Below are 17584 nucleotides of genomic sequence, written 5' to 3'. Positions count from 1 at the left end.
CCGACTAGCCAATCATTCCGAGCGCTGGGAAAGTCTCCAACAACCAGAAAGAAAACGCCTGCATGTAGCCGGTCCAAAACCCGATTCCGGTAAGAACGAGAAGACCGCCCATGACACGCTCGACCGTTTGCATGTGTTGGCGAAACCCCTTCATGAAGTTCATGAAAGGCCCGGCAAACGCCGCTGCAATCAGGAACGGCACGCCAATGCCCAACGCATAGCTGGCAAGCAGCACCATGCCATTGCCAACGGAAGCCTCAGTCCCTGCAATTAGCAGAATAGATGCCAGAACAGGCCCGATGCATGGCGTCCAGCCAAAGCCAAAAGCCAGCCCCATGATGTAAGCTCCAGCAAAGCCTGCAGGCGTTGAGTTCACCTGCACTCTTGCCTCCCGATAGAGGAAAGCAATCTTGAAAACACCAAGAAAGTGCAGTCCCATCAGGATGATCATCCCCCCGGCCACATAGCCAAGAACTTGAGAGTGCTGAAGGAAAAACTGGCCGAGGAACGAAGCGCTTGCACCCAGCAAGACAAACACAGTCGAAAACCCTGCAACAAAGAACATTGCTGCGATGATGACCTTGTTTCGGCGCGCCGCTTCCTGTTCATCCTGAGTCAGTTCATCAAGCGACATGCCTGCAATGTACCCAAGATAAGGAGGCACGAGCGGCAATACGCAAGGAGACACAAAGGACAAAATTCCCGCCAAAAAAGCCCCTAAAATCGTCACCTGTTCCAACATCAAAGAATTCCCGTTTCAAAAAACAAGGCCCGCCCAGAGCACTGAGCGGGCCACCCTGCAAACCTGCAGGAAAGTTCTGGCATGCGCGCCGCTCTCGCTTTCTATTTAGCGACAAACGAGATCGCGCGCACACAAATCCCTGTGATCAATCGTCATCTCTTACAACAAGGACTGACTGATTGGCGTGACGCACAACACGTGCGGCGTTGGGGCCCAAAAGGTAATCTTTCAACTCAGGACGGTGAGAAGCGAGAACGATCAAATCGCAGCCCAGTTTGTCCGCAGCCTTGTTGATTTCCTCATAGATCGTGCCGTGTGCGATATGCCCTTTTACATTCAGCGTATCGTCCGGCAGCTCTCTGTCGAGAAGAGCCTCCAAAGCGTTTTTCGCCGCTTCAAGAGCGTCGTGCTCAAACTCCTTCTTGAAGTAACCACCCACGATGGCTTTTCCGAAATCGGGCATTACCGACACCACATGCAACTCCGCTTTGTAGTGTCGGCACAGATCGATGGCTATCGGAAGCGACTTCTTCCAGGAGCTCTCCTCGTTCAAGTCCACAGGAAGCAAGATATTGGAATACATATTCCCTATCCAATCTTATCAGTTAGAAGGCAGGCTGCGTCTGCCGGCGTCTCTGGGACACCACCACCAGCAACAGAAGCAAGAGAGCCGGAATATAGAAGATTTCCTTCGGCATCCGCTCCGCCTCAACCTGGGCTGAAACCATTGTAACAGGCTCATCCCCGTAGAAGTCAAACTTCTGCAATTGCTGTGCGAATGGCGTTCCAGGGAACGGTTCATCCATCAACAACTTGCCATCTTCTTCAAAGATCGTCAGCCCCTGATCCTCAAGACGCGCCATGCCATCCACCGTTGCCTCCGCAGGAACGGTAAACGGAACGGTGAGCGTGATGATATCATCAGGATTGTCAAAATCCGGCCCTGCGAGGTTCAAGCGTACCTCCGTATCGATTGGGGCTCGGCCAATTTTCTCGATTACCGGAGGTCCAGCTGTCGTGATGTAGCGATCATCAACGATATCCAGCCAGAAACCCGGGCGGAACAACGTGAATGCAACAAGCAGAAGAACAAGGCTCTCCCATACTTTGGAGCGGGCCAGAAGATATCCCTGCATCGCCGCTGCGAACAGCATCATGGCGATGGTTGCAACGATGAATACGAAGATCGCCTGTACCGGCCCGACATCAATCAACAAAAGATCCGTGTTGAAGATGAACAGGAACGGCAACAACGCTGTACGGATGGAATAGAAGAAGCCCTGCACGCCGGTGCGAATTGGGTCTCCCTGACTGATCGCACCCGCAGCAAAGGCCGCCAGCCCAACAGGTGGCGTTACATCCGCCAGAATACCGAAGTAGAACACGAAAAAGTGTACGGCAATCAGCGGCACCAGAAAGCCAGTCTGCGCCCCCAGTTCCACAATAACGGGCGCCATCAGTGACGACACCACCAGATAGTTTGCAGTGGTTGGAAGCCCCATACCAAGTATCAGGCTCATCACCGCAACCAGAAGCAACATGGCCAGAAGATTGCCGCCGGACAAGAACTCCACCAGCTCACCGATCATCTGATGCGCACCAGTCAAAGACACCGTGCCCACGATCACACCGGCCGCCGCAGTTGCAACCGCGATGCCGATCATGTTTCGTGCCCCGCCAATCATGCCATCCACGAAGTCGGCAATGCCCTGTCTCACCTCAGCGCGCCAGTTTGACTGGCGCAGGAGTGCCTTCAAAGGGCGGTGCGTCAACACGATGAAGATCATCGCAACGGTCGCATAAAACGCTGACAGAGACGGAGAAAAACGTTCGATGAGGATACACCAGATCAGAATGACAATCGGCAAAATGAAATAGTATCCCGTTCTGCCCACATCTCCTGCCAGAGGCAGTTCAGTAATTGGAGCGTTCGGGTCATCGACTTCCAGATCAGGCAACTTGGCTGCAACATTGATCAGGAACAGATAGGCCAGCAGGAAAATACCAAGCACAGCTGTGAAGGTGAGCTGTGGGAACGCAACCTTCACCCAACCCAGCCCGTAGTAGACCGCCATACCAAGAACGGAAATTCCAATAAATCCGATCAGTACGCCCATCAAACGGCGCATCATCGTCAGGTGAATTGGCGGCTTTGGCAGACCGCGCAGGTTCATCTTAAGCGCTTCAAGGTGAACGATGTACACCAGGGCGATATAAGAGATAACCGCCGGAATGAACGCGTGCTTGACCACCTCGTGATAGCCTACACCCGTAAACTCGGCGATAAGGAAAGCCGCAGCACCCATCACAGGCGGCATCAGCTGACCATTGACTGAGGACGCCACTTCAACCGCCCCCGCCTTTTCAGCAGGAAAACCCGTGCGCTTCATCAGCGGAATAGTGAAGGTACCGGTCGTCACAACGTTTGCAATGGATGATCCAGAATAAAGACCACTCATGGCAGAGGCAACAACAGCGGCTTTAGCAGGACCGCCGCGCAGGTGACCGAGGAGCGCAAACGCAACCTTAATGAAGTAGTTCCCGGCTCCGGCTTTTTCCAATAGCGAGCCAAACAGAACAAACAGGAAGATCATGGAGGCGGAAACGCCCGCCGCAACACCAAACACCCCTTCAAGCTGCATCCAATAGTGCCACATGGCTTTGCCATAGGAGGCGCCACGCCACTGAATGGCTTCCGGGATAAATGGCTGATTGCCAAAGAAAACGTAGAAAAGGAACACGCTGGCAACGATAACAAGCGCCAAGCCGAGGCTGCGGAACACCGCAATGCCGGTCACCACCATGCCGATTGTCGAAACAACCAAGTCCATCTGCGTGGGCTGCCCTGCGCGCATGGCGATGCCGTCTTTCATCACCACGAGATACAGACAGGCAAAAACGCCGAGTGCGGCCAAAATCCAGTCATACCAGGGAATACGGCTTCTTGGACTGTTGCCGAACAGCGGATAGGCGAATGCAGCCAGCGCCAGACCGAAGGCCACATGGATGAAACGGATCTCCGAATTGTTGAAGATCAGATTGATCCCGAATGTATCCACCAGCCAGAACGGCAAGCTCGACGCCACATAGAGTTGAAACGCCGACCACGTAAACGCAACAATAGCTACAAATCGTCCAACATTGCCGGTCAGCATCCGTGCGCCGGTATCCGTCTGGGCGACGAGCTCCTGCGCATCAACCTGCGCCTTATGCCGCTCTACACTCATACTACACTCCCCACAAACAGAAATTGGGTTTCTTTAACTTGTTGTTTTTAAAGTGTTTAACAAGGAACGGGGCGAACACGTCCGCCCCGTCTCATCATGACAAGTCGTTTGGATGATTACATCCAGCCGCGCTCTTTGTAGTACTTCACTGCACCATCGTGCAGCGGAGCTGTCAGAGAGTCTTTGATCATTTCTTCTTCTTTGAGATTTGCAAAAGCTGGGTGCAGCTTCTTGAAATCATCGAAGTTTTCAAAGACTGATTTCACAACAATGTACACGACATCTTCAGGAACCTGAGCAGAAGTTACGAAGGTCGCACCAACACCAAAAGTGGTTACGTCTTCTTCGTTGTTGTACATGCCTGCTGGGATTGTTGCCTTACGGAAGTAGGAGTACTTGTCGACAAGCTCATCTACCTTTTCGCCGCCAATGTTCACCAGCTGCGCGTCACAGGTTGAGATGGTTTCCTGAGTGGAAGCAGATGGGTGACCAACAAGCCACATGTACGCATCAATCTTGCCATCGCAAAGAGCTGGACCAGCTTCAGCGGACTTCAACTCGGTCGCCAGTGCCAAAGCTGCGGTGTCGACAACGCCCTCTTCATTCATCAGCTGCCAAGTCGCATACTGACCGGAACCAGGGTTGCCGATGTTTACTTTCTTGCCAGCAAAATCATCAAGACCCTGGATCTCTGCGCCTTGGGAAGCCAGAACTGTCAGCGGCTCTGGGTGAACGGAGAACACAGCGCGCAACTCTTCAAATGGCTTGCCATCCCACTGAGCACGGCCTTCGAAGGCATTTGCCTGAACGTCAGACTGGGCAACACCGAACTCCAACTCGCCATTCTGGATGGTGTTCACGTTGTAAACCGAACCACCGGTAGATTCAGCAGAACAGCGAATACCGTGGTCGCGACGGTCCTTGTTTACAAGACGGCAGATCGCGCCGCCCGTTGGATAGTAAACGCCGGTGACACCACCGGTGCCGATGGAGATGAACTGCTGTTGCGCAACTGCTGCGCCGGACATGCTACCCACTACAAGTGCGGCACCAAGTGCAACTGATTTGATCTTCATCGAATCCTCCAAGTTAACTTTTATAGTTGAGCCCCATTCAAGAACTGAACAGGACGCCGGTTTAAACGCAGGTGCGCCCAACCAACAAACCGGTGATTTTGAGGCCACCCTCCAAAACGCTCATTACCCTTCAAAAAGGACGGACGCAATTACCCGTAGTCTGAACGCGTGGTTGTCGTACGTAGGATACAACCCTTACCCCATACAATTAAAGAGAAAAATCCCCACTGAAAAGAATTGGTAATATTTTTTTCCTGAGCCCCACCCCATTCCAAGGGAATCCATGCAGGGCGAAAACATAACTGGGTGCACCGACAACAAAACCGATTGATAACTAGGAGATAGATTATTGAACAGTCGCAGGAACACTAATGCGCCACAAGACTGACAATCTTTCTAAAATCAGTACTTAGTTTTCGATAAAAACAGCTAGATTTCTTGATAAACCATCTGCAGGAGACACGCCTGTGGGGTGGCATAAATCCTCTACGATTCAGGTTTGTTTATGAAAAACCCCGTAGAGGGCAATACGCAACCCTCAGCCATTGATCAAGAGAATCGATCATCAACACTCAACTTCTGTGATGTAATTTTGCGTGCGCCTTTACATCGGCACTAGATGGCGACAATCGGCAACTGGCCTCACCCGCCGTCGGCATGAATTCTCGAAACATCCGCAAGTCCGGGAGCACCCCAAACCAGTGAACTCATCTCAACGATCAAACAAACAAGAATTTGAAGCGCGAAACACCCGTAAGCAGGCATGTATCCGCGCCATTTAAAGAACAAACCTCAGGTAAGGAGCTCTATCGGAAAAGAGCGGCGTTAAGCACCGACGCTTTGATACGCTTGAATAGCAGTGAAGACTTGAGTTGACGCTTCAGAAGCGGCGGAGGCTCCTGCATTTTCCTGAAGCTGAAGCAAGGACTGCAACGCACCGCCCCGTTCTTCCCCACCGTCTCCAAGATTGCCCTTCTGATCACGTTGGTCCGCATAGGCCTGCGCCAGATTCTGCTGCGCCTGATTTGCAACCGCTTGATCCTGAGCGGAAGGCTGCATTGGCGCAAGTGCCGCAGCAATCACAGTCTGCAGTTTTGCAATTGAGGCCTCTGGATCGCCAGATATGGGTGACGCATCAATGGACACCTCACCACCGATGGCATAGCTACGTCCGTCTGGACCACGCTGCTCGGTGTAGGTCGGCGCACTGACATAAGGCCCACCAGCGGCAACGTGCGCTTGTTCATGCGTGCGAACCTCTGCGTCACGTTCTTGCAGCTCTTCTACCTGCTGCTGCTCGCTTTCCGATAAACGCTCTCCCGAGGCATCATTGCTTTCAGAGGACGCAGCAACGGGATTGTTGAATAGGTTGCTGCCAATTTCTACGGAATCCTTAGGAACCGCATAATCGATGTTGAACTTCGCCGTTTCTTCTGTCTGTGGACGCACGGAAGGGCTTGCAGCAACAGCCTGCATTCTTGCGGCGACAGATTGCGACAGGTTCAGAGCCTCGATCATGCAAAATACCTATCACAATCGAAGGGATTCTCTCAATAAAAATGCACGGGGAATGTTTGGTGTATTGGCCGCATGAATGTGACAAATTGAGGGATAACAAGTTTCCCAACTGACCACGCATTGCTGTACGCATCAGCATTGGCCAGCTGCCCCCTTCAAAATCCAGCCCGCCAAACCACCTCACAAAACAGTTTTTTGGCTCAATGTGGAAAATGAAAAAAAGGGGTTGCGGTAAGAAACTGAAATCCTTAGAAGACCCCTCACGGCAGCGGCGCAACGCCAAGCCAAGAGAGCCCGTAGCTCAGCTGGTAGAGCAACTGACTTTTAATCAGTAGGTCCACGGTTCGAACCCGTGCGGGCTCACCATCTTACCTCAGATGGTGATATTGATAGCCTCCGAAAATCTCAAGATCATTTAAAAGCGCAATAAACTTGCGTGTGAGTTCGTCTTTGGCACCCTTCACAGGCGCTCAGATATCACTAAAGTCCTCCTGAGATTCATAGGAGGAACGAAATGCTCTTGCTCGGGCCCGAAGATACAAAAAACCACCTCGCCTTCCCTGCACTCATTGACGCACTCCGGACCATGTTTGCTTCTGGCTGCGAGATGCCTTTGCGCCATCACCACAACATGGAAGTCCCGGGCGAACCGGATGCAACACTGCTTCTCATGCCCGCATGGCAGCCCGGAAAGTACTTTGGAGTGAAGCTCGCCAGTGTTTTCCCCGGAAACAGCACCCGAAACATGCCCGCCATATCAGCGAGTTATGTGCTCTCCAATGGCACCACCGGCGAAACTCTGGCACTGATTGATGGCGGAGAGCTTACCGCGCGCCGCACGGCTGCCGCTTCCGCTCTGGCCGCTGACTATCTGGCAAGAAAAAACGCCCGTCATTTGGTAATGGTTGGTACTGGCCGGCTGTCGCTGAATCTGATTGAAGCTCACGCCGCAGTTCGAGCACTTGAAAAAGTCACCGTCTGGGGCCGCTCAAAAGACAAGGCCGACAAAATCGCAGCAGCTGCTGCCGACCGCCTCGGCATACAATGTGAAGTTTCTGAGGACTTACCGGAGGCCTGTGCCACCGCGGATATTGTTTCCGTTGCTACCCTTTCAGAAACACCCGTGGTCTCCGGGGACTGGTTGCCCAATGGTTGCCATCTCGATCTTGTCGGCGCGTTCAAGCCCTCAATGCGAGAATCCGATGATGCCGCGATTTTGAAGAGCAGCCTTTTTGCCGACACCAGAGAAGGTGCAATGACGGAAGGTGGCGACTTTGCCATTCCGCTTCGTGAGGGCATCCTGACGCCCGTCTCTATTCTTGCAGATCTTTATGATCTTTGTCGCGGTCACCACAAAGGTCGCCGTGACGACAGCGAAATCACACTTTTCAAGTCGGTCGGTGCGGCGCTGGAAGATCTGGCCGGAGCAATTTTGGCCTACGAAACCGCCAAAGCCAGCATCTAGTTCACCGATGCCATCATGAAGGCCGGGGTGATTTCTTGAAGGATCGTCCCCCGGCCCAGGTGCACCTTTACCGGTTGCCACATGGCATCTGATTGCGCCGCCAGCTGATCCGCTTCCGTTTCGTTATCGAGTTTTACAAAAACCCGGCGGGACCGAAACACCTCCGATGACCCGTCGTCAAAGGTCTCATCCGGCAAAACAAGTGTGCCCTCTACAAATCCACCATCTTTGGTGAAGCTGCCTGCGCTCAAGTCCAGCCGCACCGTTTCTCCGTCTTGCAGCGCGTGCTTGGCCAGCGTTGTGGCTGCAATCTCAAGCTCCACCACCAGCTCTTCTTGTTCAGGTAAAATCGCGATGACAGGGGTGCTCGGGATATGCCCGTCTTCCGGGCTGCGCAGCACCTGTATACGTCCGCCAATCGGCGCCGGGAATGCGGGCGCGACAAATGCAGGCTTGACCGTTTCCACCGCCCGCTCCAGATCGGAAATCCGTGCTTCAACGGCACTCAAGGAATTGGCTAAACCGCGCTCATACTTTTCCAAAACCTGTGCGCGCTCCTCGGAACTGGTCGTGATGGCTTGGCTGTGCCGATTAAAGGCCCCGCGCGCCAACTGAATTTGGCTCTGTAATGTCGCGATAGAGCGCGTCAGTGGTGCAACCAGAGTTTTGGGAAGGAGTTGCCGCTGCACGAGCGGCATTTTCTCGTTCCATTCCGCCCGCTTCTCCGCAAGTTGGTCAGAAAGCCGCTTCAGCAAGTTGCGTGCGGCGCGCTGCTCGGCCAGATGATGGGCCCGAGTTTCATCTATCTTGCGCAGCTTGAACACGAGGTCAGAAAGACCCTCTTTAACAAACGGTGCTTGAGACATCTCACGCAGTTCAGCGCCGTTCGGGCTCTGGCCGGACTGAAGCGCGGCGATATAGGCCTGCTGTTTTTTCAGATCATTTGCCTCTTCCACCAAAAGGCTCAGCTTTCCGGGGACCGGATCCTTGGGCAGAGGCACCGGAAAAACACTCGCAAGTTTTCCCAGTAACTCTCCCTTTTCAACAAGCTGGCCATGCTCCACCAGGAGACTCGAAAGGCGCAATCCATCGGGCTCAAACACGATCGCAGGCGCGTTTTTGTGAATCACTCGCGCCTGACCGTGAAACGTCTCGGGCAGATCTGCACCGTTTGCCCACAGAGCGAGGCCAAAACAGGACGCAAACGTCAAAGCAAGCAACAGACTAGCAAAAATCCGGCGAAATACCTTGTCCTTTGCATCCTGCTGGGCAGCTTGAAATCCCATGCGTCTTGAGCGTTTAGCGGTCCCCATCAACACCCCATGCAAAAATTGACCCGCGCGATCCGGAGGCGTCACACCATCGGAATCAAACTAAATTAACCTCAGGGTACATCAGAAAAATAACTGCCGAGGCCCATGGTAACTGACTGCGGAGAACTGCATGCTTGGTGTGCAAGAGCAACAAACTGAAAACGAGCACAAGCTCTTGGATGAATGCAGTGCCGTGCGGACCACCGCACCGCTCCGTGACGCGCTTTATCAAATGCTCGCGCATTTTGACTTGTCTGGCGAAGCGACGGAGCTACTTCAGGCCTTTCCGGCCGTGGGCGATGATACACCCATTCAGCAGGTCATCTGCGCAGTTCTTGATCTGGTTGAACCATTGGGATTGCAGGCTACCCCCATTGACGGGCCTCTGCCGGATCTGGCGGAAGAGGCTTTTCCGCTGCTTGTCCTCCTGCCCGAGGGGCGCGGACTTTTTCTGCCGTTGAAATGGCAATCCGGGCTTTCCACCGCAGGCAACGCGGCCACCGACGAACCGGCCATGGAAAAGCTTGCCGAGCTGAAAATCATCGAAGCCTTTCAAGTTAAACCGAAGCCCGTCGATCAGCCCTCAAAAACCTTTTCATTTCCCAGACCAGCCGCGACGCCATCACGGCCCAAGATCAACCTCGTTCGGCCAAAGGCGGCGGATGCTGCCCTTGTCAGCGGCTTTACGCTGGCCCAAGCTTGCCTCAGCGCCCTGTTCCCCCTTCTCTGCATGCTCGCAGTAGACCGCTACCTGCCAGCGTCCGATCCCCTCAGCCTACAAACCCTCGCGATTGGAGGCGTGGTCGCTGCCCTCTGTCTCATAGGGTTCAAGACGCTGCGCGCGACCTATGTCAACTGGCTGGGGCGCAGGTTTGAAAGTTCGCTGTCCGATCTGTTGTTCGAGCGCATTCTCACTCTCCCGCTGTCAGGCCGCCAGCCCTTCGTCGGGCCGTTGCCCCTACCGCTCAGCACCATAGCGCGCATACGTGAAGCCAGTGGCGCAAGCCTGATGCTGCCACTAGCAGATGCCTTATCCCTTCCCGTTTTTCTGGTCGCGTTAGCACTCCTGCATCCAACCGCAGCGCTGGTCATGGGGGCAGCGGCCCTTTTGTCGCTGCTCACCTTTGCAGTGCTCGCCATGCCTTTTGGGCGTTCCTCCAAGCGCTATTTGCAAACCTCGGGCACCGAAACCAGCCTTTTTGAAGAAACGCTGTATGCACTGGAGACCATCAAGCTCAATCAAAGCGAAGGATTGCTTCGCGAGCTCTGGAAAGAAGCAGGTGCAAAAAGCATCCGGCCAAGACGGACCTTCACGTGGCTCGTTCTTTGGAATCGCGGCACCATTGAGCTGATTACCTACAGCGCGCTGGCTCTGCAGCTCCTGTGGGGGGCCTCTTTCATAATGGCAGGTACGTTGTCTTTGGGCGCGTACTTTGCAACTTTCATGCTTTCCGCATTCTGCGCACTGGCTCTCCAGCGCATGGCAGACGCGTATCCTAGCCTTCACCTTGCCAACGCGGCCTACAAGACACTGTCCCCGCTTCTTGATCTTGAGGTGTCATCCAACCCAACTCCGGCACAGGGGACGGATCTGACTGCTCCGCTGGATCTGAAGCTCGAACAGATCACATTTTCCTATTCGAGTGAAACTTCGCCGGTATTCACCAACCTGGATCTGGAGATCAAACAGGGAGAAAAGGTTGCGATCCTTGGGAAGATCGGCTCTGGCAAGACTTCGCTTGGCCGCCTTCTGGGCGCTGTCTATCAACCTCAGAACGGCACCTACACCATCAGCAATCAAAACGCGCGGGACCTTAACGGGGAAGCCATTCGAACCGCCATCCGTGTCATAGGTCAGGATGCCTGCCTGCTTCAGGGCACGATCCGGAGTAACGTCACCCTAGGCCGGGCTGGATACAGCGATGAGGACGTACAAAAGGCACTCCAAGTTACCGGCGCCCTTGACATCGTCCAGTCCAGCCCGCTCGGCCTGGACATGCTCATAGAAGACCATGGCCGCAACCTTTCAAGCGGCCAGCGCCAATCCATCGTAATGGCACGGGCTTTCCTAGCGCCTCCCCCCGTCCTGTTCCTTGATGAACCAACGGGAAATATGGACAGCCGCTCAGAGCGCGCGTTCGTTCACAACCTGCGTCAGGCCCTGCACCCCGATCAAACCTTGATCCTGACCACCCACCGCACCATGCCGTTGGCCCTGGTGGACCGTCTCATCATCCTCGGGGACGGCAAGGTGGTGGCAGAAGGACCAAAGGATGCGGTTATCGACTTGATTACCGGTTAGATCGGACCGGTCTGGTCTGAGCGAGAAAGCATTAGCTACTTCAGCACCATTTGGTTCTGCTGCGACAGAGGCCTGTTGGCAGACCAAAACGTGCGGAAGCACAGGCAACGGTTGATTGCCTCCACATCCAGATAACCCTCTTTCTCGTAGCCAATGGCCACACCGCACCAATCGCGGGTCTCTTGCGCCCAAAGGAATGTCTGCTCGCCACCTTGACCCCGCTGTCCAGCCAGAACTACTGGGTTGGCCTCATCAAAAAACTGGCGAATGGTGATGGAAATTTGCTCCTGCCCACCAGCTGGCAGCTGCTGCTTGAAGTCAGAGCAAGGGCGATAAGGCGAATGACTTGGCTGCTCACCTGCAATATCAGCCGCCTGCAGCCCGGAAGTCATTGCCGCCCATGACAGCACAAATCCCGATACCAGCATCATTTTTCGCTTCATGGCACTCTCCATAAAATTCGTATGCACGCTTATGGCCGCGCCGTATAAGGCGAGCCACGCCGCCACTGGGCAGAAAGGCCCGGCAGGGCACTGCCCGGCAACGACTCTCCGGTTTCAAGATCGTCGCGTAAAGTCCTGATGCCTGCCGTCGCCTGTGCCGGACTGCTCACGCCAAGCGTGTCGAGAAGCTTTCCCATGGCAGCCAGAATCCTGTACTCAGTGAACAGCTGGGCATAGCGAGCAGAAATCACAGCGACTTCCGACAGGAAGACTGTGTTCTGAGTGTCCAGAACATCAAGCAAGGACCGCTGACCAACGGTGAACTGCTCCTCATAGGAGGTGAGCAACTGTTGGGAGGTATCCAGCTGCCTGGAGAGCAGCGCGATCTGTTTTCCCAGTTCCACCCGGCGCACCCATGATTCCCGCGTCTCCCGGGCCACTTCTCGGTAGGCTTGCTGCGATCGCATGCGCGCTTCACCGGCCCGCTCGATTTCTTCGGCGCGCCTGTTCTTCGTGATGTTTCCGTTAAAGATGTTCCAACGCATCACAACCGCTGCCCGCGCATCACGCTTGGTGCCTATCTCCCCTTCAAGGTTCTCACCAATGCGAGAAGAAACCTCCAGATCCACCTGAGGATAGTATTCAGCCTCGGCGATCTTCACTTGGGCATTTGCTGCATCGATGTCTGCATTGCGCAGGGCAATCAAAGGATTATTTGCCCGCGCCTCAGCAAGAACAGCTGCATAAGCAGAAGGAATACGGCCTGACTGGGAGGGAACGCGCTGGGCCTGGTTGATCTCCCGGCCCACCAACTCAAGGAAAATCGTCTTGGCCAGCTCCTGCGCCTCAACAGCTTCTTCCAAGGCAAGGTTGGCCGCCAGAACGCGCTCGTTGGCTTGCTGAACGTCGGCAACAGACACCGCGCCCCGAGAAAGCCCCTCGCGCATATCCGTCGCCACTTTCACATGATAGGAAATGTTGCGCCGCGCGGCCCCTTGAACTTCCTGCAAGCGGGCCACTTCCAAATAGGCGCGAACGGCAGAAAGTGCGATGAATTCGGACCGCTCCCAAACCCGAAAGGACGTGGCATCAAGGCGTGCCCGCTGGCGCTCGATCTCATAGGTGGTGGCATAGCCATCAAAGATCTTCTGCTGACCCCGAATGCCAATTTCATAAGGTCCATACCAGAACTCAGTGTCCCGCCGCGTAGATGGCTCGTCAAACCATTCCACGCCGCCACGCGCTTCAAGATCAAGCCGTGGCAGCCACTGACCTTTGGCCTGCTTCAGCTCAAAACCAATCGCATTACGATTGAATATGGCCTCGCCTATTTCAGGATTACTGAAAACAGTCAGAGAAACTGCTTCTTTCAAAGACATTGCATTTCCCGGCAAGACGCCAAGAAAAAACAACAGACATGCAAGAACACGCTGATTTAAACACATACCGCATCAAGCCCTTTACGCAAAACAATTGGGCGAATGCGGAAGAATTAAAACAGAATTGAGGTAATTACATCACCTTGATAATTATCCATTACTTGTAGATTGAGCATTGAGACACATGGATACTGATATTGTAAAAATCTGCAAATCCCTTTAGTGCAGGCTAAGTCTTATTTCATAAATTCGCGCTAAACAGGAAGGCAGCCGAGTTGGCGAACTCCCCTAGTATTGCGTAATGAGTTGGAGTTACACATGAGTTTCGATTGGCAGCTGGAAATCAGCGCTGAAAACCAGCCTGCGAGCAAAGATAAAACCCTGCTCGTTGCCCCGGCTCTCACCGTCGACATCGAATCCCTTCAAAAGCGTCTGGCAACCCCAAAAGCTGCTTCAACACCCCCAACTTCTCCATTGGAGAAGTGGTTCCCTTACGCCTACCAGAGCTAGAATCAGCTAACTAGTTTGAAGCGCGTGGAATACCCGCTGGCGGCACTGGCTGCGGAATTGGTTGACGGCGCTTGAAAACAGGCAGCCCCCAATAAGGCGGGCGTGTGATTGGCGGCGCAGTAACAACGGGTGGCGGCCCGCCCTCCAAGGGCGCAATGTAGTTTGAGTTTACCCAGCCGTGCCTTCCGGCGTACTCCACCTGACACCATGAACTGCATCCAACCACTCTGAGATAACCACCGAATGGAATGGTGAGGATGATGTGGTTGTGGATACCCGGCGCCACACGAAGGTTCAATGGACTGGTTGACCGTGCCGGCCACGCATGAGCGGTCCCTGCCATTACGCAAACCGCCATCAGTGTCAGAGCAAAGGCAAGCGCGCGCACGAAAACTCTCTCCCAAATCAAAACCAGGGAGAGTTTAGGATGCCCTTACATCAAAGAGCATCCGCGCGATCTTTTTGAGAACTTATGCTGATCGTGAACCGACAATGGAGAGGCCGGTACCGAGCAACTGATCGGCAGGCAACACAAACGAACCCGCACGCTCATAGCCCCCATCGGTCTTGGCAGCACGCTTGAAGGCATCAAGAGAAGCCACTGAAACCTCTAGGTGAGCAAGACGCATTTCACGTCCCTCAACGGGACAGGCATACCCATGGATGCTCTCGAAAGCACTGGGAGAGAGCACCTTCAAGGTGGCCCCTGAAAGCTCGATTGAAACCCCAAGGCTGCTGATGTTTGCCGTCCCCACACCGGTGAACGCCTTCAGGAAGCCGTGATGATCTCCCGGATCAGCCGCCACCAAAACCACACTGGAAAGTTTCTTCGCAGTGTTGGCATGCTGTTGGTATTCGGGCCGCCAGAAGTTTTCCGGATAGCGATTGAAGCAAGTGAAATAGCCCGTATCAGCGCAAAGCGGGTTCTGCGTGAACGTCAGGTCGAATCCCACCTTTCGCTCTGTTCCGTCGGGCGCCTTGGCGATCCGTTCGAATGAAAACGGTTCAAACACAGGCAGTCCACCTTGCTCGAAGGCAGCGCGGTCTCTCTCCGGCGAGCTGCTGTCTAGAACCAGCATGGACGGCCCTTGCCGCTTGTTCAAAAAGGCTTGATTGAAGGCACCGAAGGAAAACGCCCCTTCATGGGCTTTAGGAATGCTCGCCCCTTGCGCAACACTCAGCAGCTCCAAGAACGCCCCCTCCAGCTGGATCAGGCGGTTTATGGTGCCCCATGGGTGTTGAGCAACAGGGGTCAGCGTAAAGCCAAGCGTTTCCCAAGACGCAGAGAGCGTCTCAATGGACGCTCCCGCAATCACGATGTGATCAATCGCCTTCATGTGCCCTCCCGCACCTGATTGGTTAAACCAGACGCGAGTTGTCCCGCGCCGCTGCAATGAACGAGGCAAACAGCGGGTGCGGCTCAAACGGACGAGACTTCAGCTCTGGGTGATACTGTACGCCGATGTACCAAGGATGCTCAGGGATCTCGACTGTCTCAGGCAGAACACCATCTGGAGATGTGCCTGCAAACTTGAGCCCTGCCCCTTCAAGCTTCTCGCGGTAGTCGATGTTCACCTCATAACGGTGCCGGTGGCGCTCGGAGATTTCGTTGGAACCGTAGATCTCAGCGATACGAGAACCCTCTTCCAGACGGGCCGGATAAGCACCCAGTCGCATGGTCCCGCCAAGGTCACCATCTTCGCTGCGGGTTACCTGTGTGTTGCCGCGCGTCCATTCGGTCATCAGACCGACAACAGGTTCCTCTGCCGGACCAAACTCGGTGGAGTTTGCCTTGGTGATACCGGCAAGGTTACGGGCCGCTTCGATAACAGCCATTTGCATACCGAAACAAATGCCAAAGTAAGGAATCTTGTTCTTGCGCGCATACTCTGCAGCAGCGATCTTGCCTTCTGCGCCGCGCTCACCAAAGCCGCCAGGCACCAAGATGCCGTTCACATTCTCCAGAACCTGCCCCGGATCACGTTCTTCAAAAACTTCAGACTCAACCCACTCAAGATTGACCTTCACGTTGTTCGCCAAACCACCATGAACAAGTGCTTCGATGAGAGACTTGTAAGCGTCCTTCAGAACAGTGTACTTGCCGACAACCGCAATGGTCACCTCGCCTTCAGGACTTTGCAGACCATTGGCGATCTTTTCCCAACGGGTGAAGTCTGGCGCTGGTGCACCCGTAATGCCGAATGCCTGAAGAACCTGCTCGTCCAGACCTTCCTTGTGGTAGGCCAGCGGCACTTCATAGATGCTCTTGGCGTCGTAGGCCGGAATGACGGCTTCCTCACGCACATTACAGAACAGGGAAAGTTTCCGGCGCTCGTTTTCCGGGATCTGGCGGTCGCAGCGGATCAGCAGGATGTCAGGCTGGATACCAATGGAGCGCAGCTCCTTCACGGAGTGCTGGGTCGGCTTGGTCTTCATTTCGCCGGCGCTGGCAATGTAAGGCAGCAGCGTCAGATGAATGTAAACCGCCTGGCCGCGGGGCAATTCATTGCCAAGCTGGCGGATCGCTTCAAAGAACGGCAGACCTTCGATGTCGCCCACAGTGCCGCCGATTTCACAAAGGACGAAGTCGTAGCCCTCATTGCCTTCCAGAACGAAATTCTTAATGGCATCGGTCACATGCGGGATCACCTGAACCGTTCCGCCGAGATAATCGCCGCGCCGCTCCTTGGCAATGATTTCCTGATAGATGCGACCGGTGGTGATGTTGTCCTGCTTGTTGGCTGGACGCCCTGTAAACCGCTCGTAGTGACCGAGGTCGAGATCCGTTTCCGCCCCATCGTCAGTCACATAACACTCACCGTGCTGGTAAGGGCTCATGGTACCGGGGTCGACGTTCAGATAGGGATCCAGTTTTCTAAGACGAACTTTGTAGCCGCGCGCCTGCAAGGCTGCGCCCAGTGCTGCGGAAGCCAAACCCTTACCGAGAGAGGAAACCACACCACCTGTGATGAAGATATACCGCGCCATGGATCACTACCATTTGCTTGAAGAGCGTCTGCAAACACTCTGTTGTTATTAAACGCATAAAGACGGACGCTGCGATCTGATCGCAGCGCCGTACTCAGTAACTTATAGCTCTCACCTGCTGCGTGGCAGGTAGATTACTGTGCTGTTGGCACTTGAGGACCAGATGGCTGCTCGGTTGGAGCGCCATCAAGCTGATCGAGAATGCCGTTGCCTGAAGTACCTTCACTCTGCTCGACAGGAGCAGAAGGCACTTCATCAAGGATAGACGCAGGACGGTCATCCCAACGTGCAATCAAAGACAGGCCAAGAGAGGTTGCGAAGAAGATCACTGCCAGAATGGCAGTTCCGCGGGTCAGTACGTTTGCAGTACCGCGGCTTGACATGAAGCCACCGCCGCCACCGCCGCCCCCGATGCCGAGAGCGCCACCTTCAGACCGCTGCAAGAGGATCATGGCCACAAGAGCAACCACGACCATCAGGTGGATTACAATAATAACGGTATCCATTGGTTTCCGTAGGTTTGAAATTCGTTTTGCGGCCTTCTAGCCTAAATTCATCTTGGTTTCCACCCTTAAACACATGGCATCGAATTGCATCTGCATTTCACCACCTCAAAAACCG

At 54.4% G+C, this 17584-nt stretch carries 15 protein-coding genes and 1 tRNA gene; 4 read left to right on the top strand and 12 right to left on the bottom strand.

The genetic code is table 11. From position 1 onward, the window contains the following. Window positions 1-4 precede the first annotated feature (4 nt). From Q3Y58_RS04270 to Q3Y58_RS04250, 5 genes are all read right to left on the bottom strand, one after another. Window positions 5-742, bottom strand: coding sequence for a cytochrome c biogenesis CcdA family protein (locus Q3Y58_RS04270; RefSeq protein WP_274216786.1), 738 nt, complete (start codon window positions 740-742; stop codon window positions 5-7). 145 nt (window positions 743-887) lie between these two features. Then, window positions 888-1325 carry a universal stress protein gene (locus Q3Y58_RS04265; RefSeq protein WP_274216785.1) on the bottom strand — a complete coding sequence of 146 codons (438 nt, stop codon included), beginning with the start codon at window positions 1323-1325 and terminating at the stop codon, window positions 888-890. 22 nt (window positions 1326-1347) lie between these two features. Beyond that, window positions 1348-3969 (bottom strand): TRAP transporter permease, encoded by a 2622-nt coding sequence (locus Q3Y58_RS04260; protein ID WP_319621173.1) that lies wholly within the window; start codon window positions 3967-3969, stop codon window positions 1348-1350. Between the two features lie 116 nt (window positions 3970-4085). After that, complete coding sequence (locus tag Q3Y58_RS04255) at window positions 4086-5045, bottom strand: TAXI family TRAP transporter solute-binding subunit (RefSeq protein WP_319621172.1); 960 nt, start codon at window positions 5043-5045, stop codon at window positions 4086-4088. Window positions 5046-5870: 825 nt separating this feature from the next. Continuing rightward, window positions 5871-6563: a putative metalloprotease CJM1_0395 family protein gene (locus Q3Y58_RS04250; RefSeq protein ID WP_319621171.1), complete on the bottom strand. Its 693-nt coding sequence runs from the start codon at window positions 6561-6563 to the stop codon at window positions 5871-5873. A gap of 290 nt (window positions 6564-6853) precedes the next feature. On the opposite strand from Q3Y58_RS04250, the gene Q3Y58_RS04245 reads away from it, so the two are divergent. Together Q3Y58_RS04245 and lhpI are read left to right on the top strand one after the other, a co-directional pair. Further along, window positions 6854-6929 (top strand) — tRNA-Lys (locus Q3Y58_RS04245). 148 nt (window positions 6930-7077) lie between these two features. Next, a complete protein-coding gene (gene lhpI, locus Q3Y58_RS04240; RefSeq protein ID WP_319621170.1) occupies window positions 7078-8028 on the top strand; it encodes a bifunctional Delta(1)-pyrroline-2-carboxylate/Delta(1)-piperideine-2-carboxylate reductase in 951 nt (316 codons plus the stop codon). Here lhpI and Q3Y58_RS04235 read toward each other — a convergent pair. Then, complete coding sequence (locus Q3Y58_RS04235) at window positions 8025-9341, bottom strand: HlyD family secretion protein (RefSeq protein ID WP_319621169.1); 1317 nt, start codon at window positions 9339-9341, stop codon at window positions 8025-8027. The genes lhpI and Q3Y58_RS04235 overlap by 4 nt on opposite strands. 130 nt (window positions 9342-9471) lie before the next feature. On the opposite strand from Q3Y58_RS04235, the gene Q3Y58_RS04230 reads away from it, so the two are divergent. Further along, window positions 9472-11643 carry a peptidase domain-containing ABC transporter gene (locus Q3Y58_RS04230; protein ID WP_319621168.1) on the top strand — a complete coding sequence of 724 codons (2172 nt, stop codon included), beginning with the start codon at window positions 9472-9474 and terminating at the stop codon, window positions 11641-11643. A gap of 35 nt (window positions 11644-11678) precedes the next feature. Here Q3Y58_RS04230 and Q3Y58_RS04225 read toward each other — a convergent pair whose 3' ends face one another. Both Q3Y58_RS04225 and Q3Y58_RS04220 read right to left on the bottom strand, forming a co-directional pair. Next, a complete protein-coding gene (locus tag Q3Y58_RS04225) occupies window positions 11679-12086 on the bottom strand; it encodes a hypothetical protein (protein ID WP_319621167.1) in 408 nt (135 codons plus the stop codon). Between the two features lie 29 nt (window positions 12087-12115). Continuing rightward, complete coding sequence (locus Q3Y58_RS04220) at window positions 12116-13465, bottom strand: TolC family outer membrane protein (RefSeq protein ID WP_319621166.1); 1350 nt, start codon at window positions 13463-13465, stop codon at window positions 12116-12118. Between the two features lie 318 nt (window positions 13466-13783). Between Q3Y58_RS04220 and Q3Y58_RS04215 the strand changes: the two genes are divergently transcribed. Further along, window positions 13784-13975, top strand: a complete 192-nt coding sequence (locus tag Q3Y58_RS04215; protein ID WP_319621165.1) for a hypothetical protein — start codon at window positions 13784-13786, stop codon at window positions 13973-13975. Window positions 13976-13985: 10 nt separating this feature from the next. On the opposite strand, the gene Q3Y58_RS04210 is transcribed toward Q3Y58_RS04215, so the two are convergent. From Q3Y58_RS04210 to secG, 4 genes are all read right to left on the bottom strand, one after another. Beyond that, window positions 13986-14363, bottom strand: coding sequence for an SH3 domain-containing protein (locus tag Q3Y58_RS04210; RefSeq protein ID WP_319621164.1), 378 nt, complete (start codon window positions 14361-14363; stop codon window positions 13986-13988). An 82-nt stretch (window positions 14364-14445) separates the two neighbouring features. Beyond that, complete coding sequence (locus Q3Y58_RS04205) at window positions 14446-15312, bottom strand: VOC family protein (protein ID WP_319621163.1); 867 nt, start codon at window positions 15310-15312, stop codon at window positions 14446-14448. A 22-nt stretch (window positions 15313-15334) separates the two neighbouring features. Then, complete coding sequence (locus Q3Y58_RS04200; protein ID WP_319621162.1) at window positions 15335-16963, bottom strand: CTP synthase; 1629 nt, start codon at window positions 16961-16963, stop codon at window positions 15335-15337. A 134-nt stretch (window positions 16964-17097) separates the two neighbouring features. Continuing rightward, on the bottom strand, window positions 17098-17469 hold the full coding sequence (secG, locus tag Q3Y58_RS04195) for a preprotein translocase subunit SecG (protein WP_274216701.1): 372 nt from the start codon (window positions 17467-17469) through the stop codon (window positions 17098-17100). Window positions 17470-17584: the final 115 nt, after the last annotated feature.

The organism is Nesiotobacter zosterae, from assembly GCF_033843645.1.
GTDB lineage: Bacteria > Pseudomonadota > Alphaproteobacteria > Rhizobiales > Stappiaceae > Pseudovibrio > Pseudovibrio zosterae.
The sequence above is the reverse complement of the archived record's forward strand: the minus strand, read 5'-3'. Positions and strand labels throughout refer to the sequence as shown.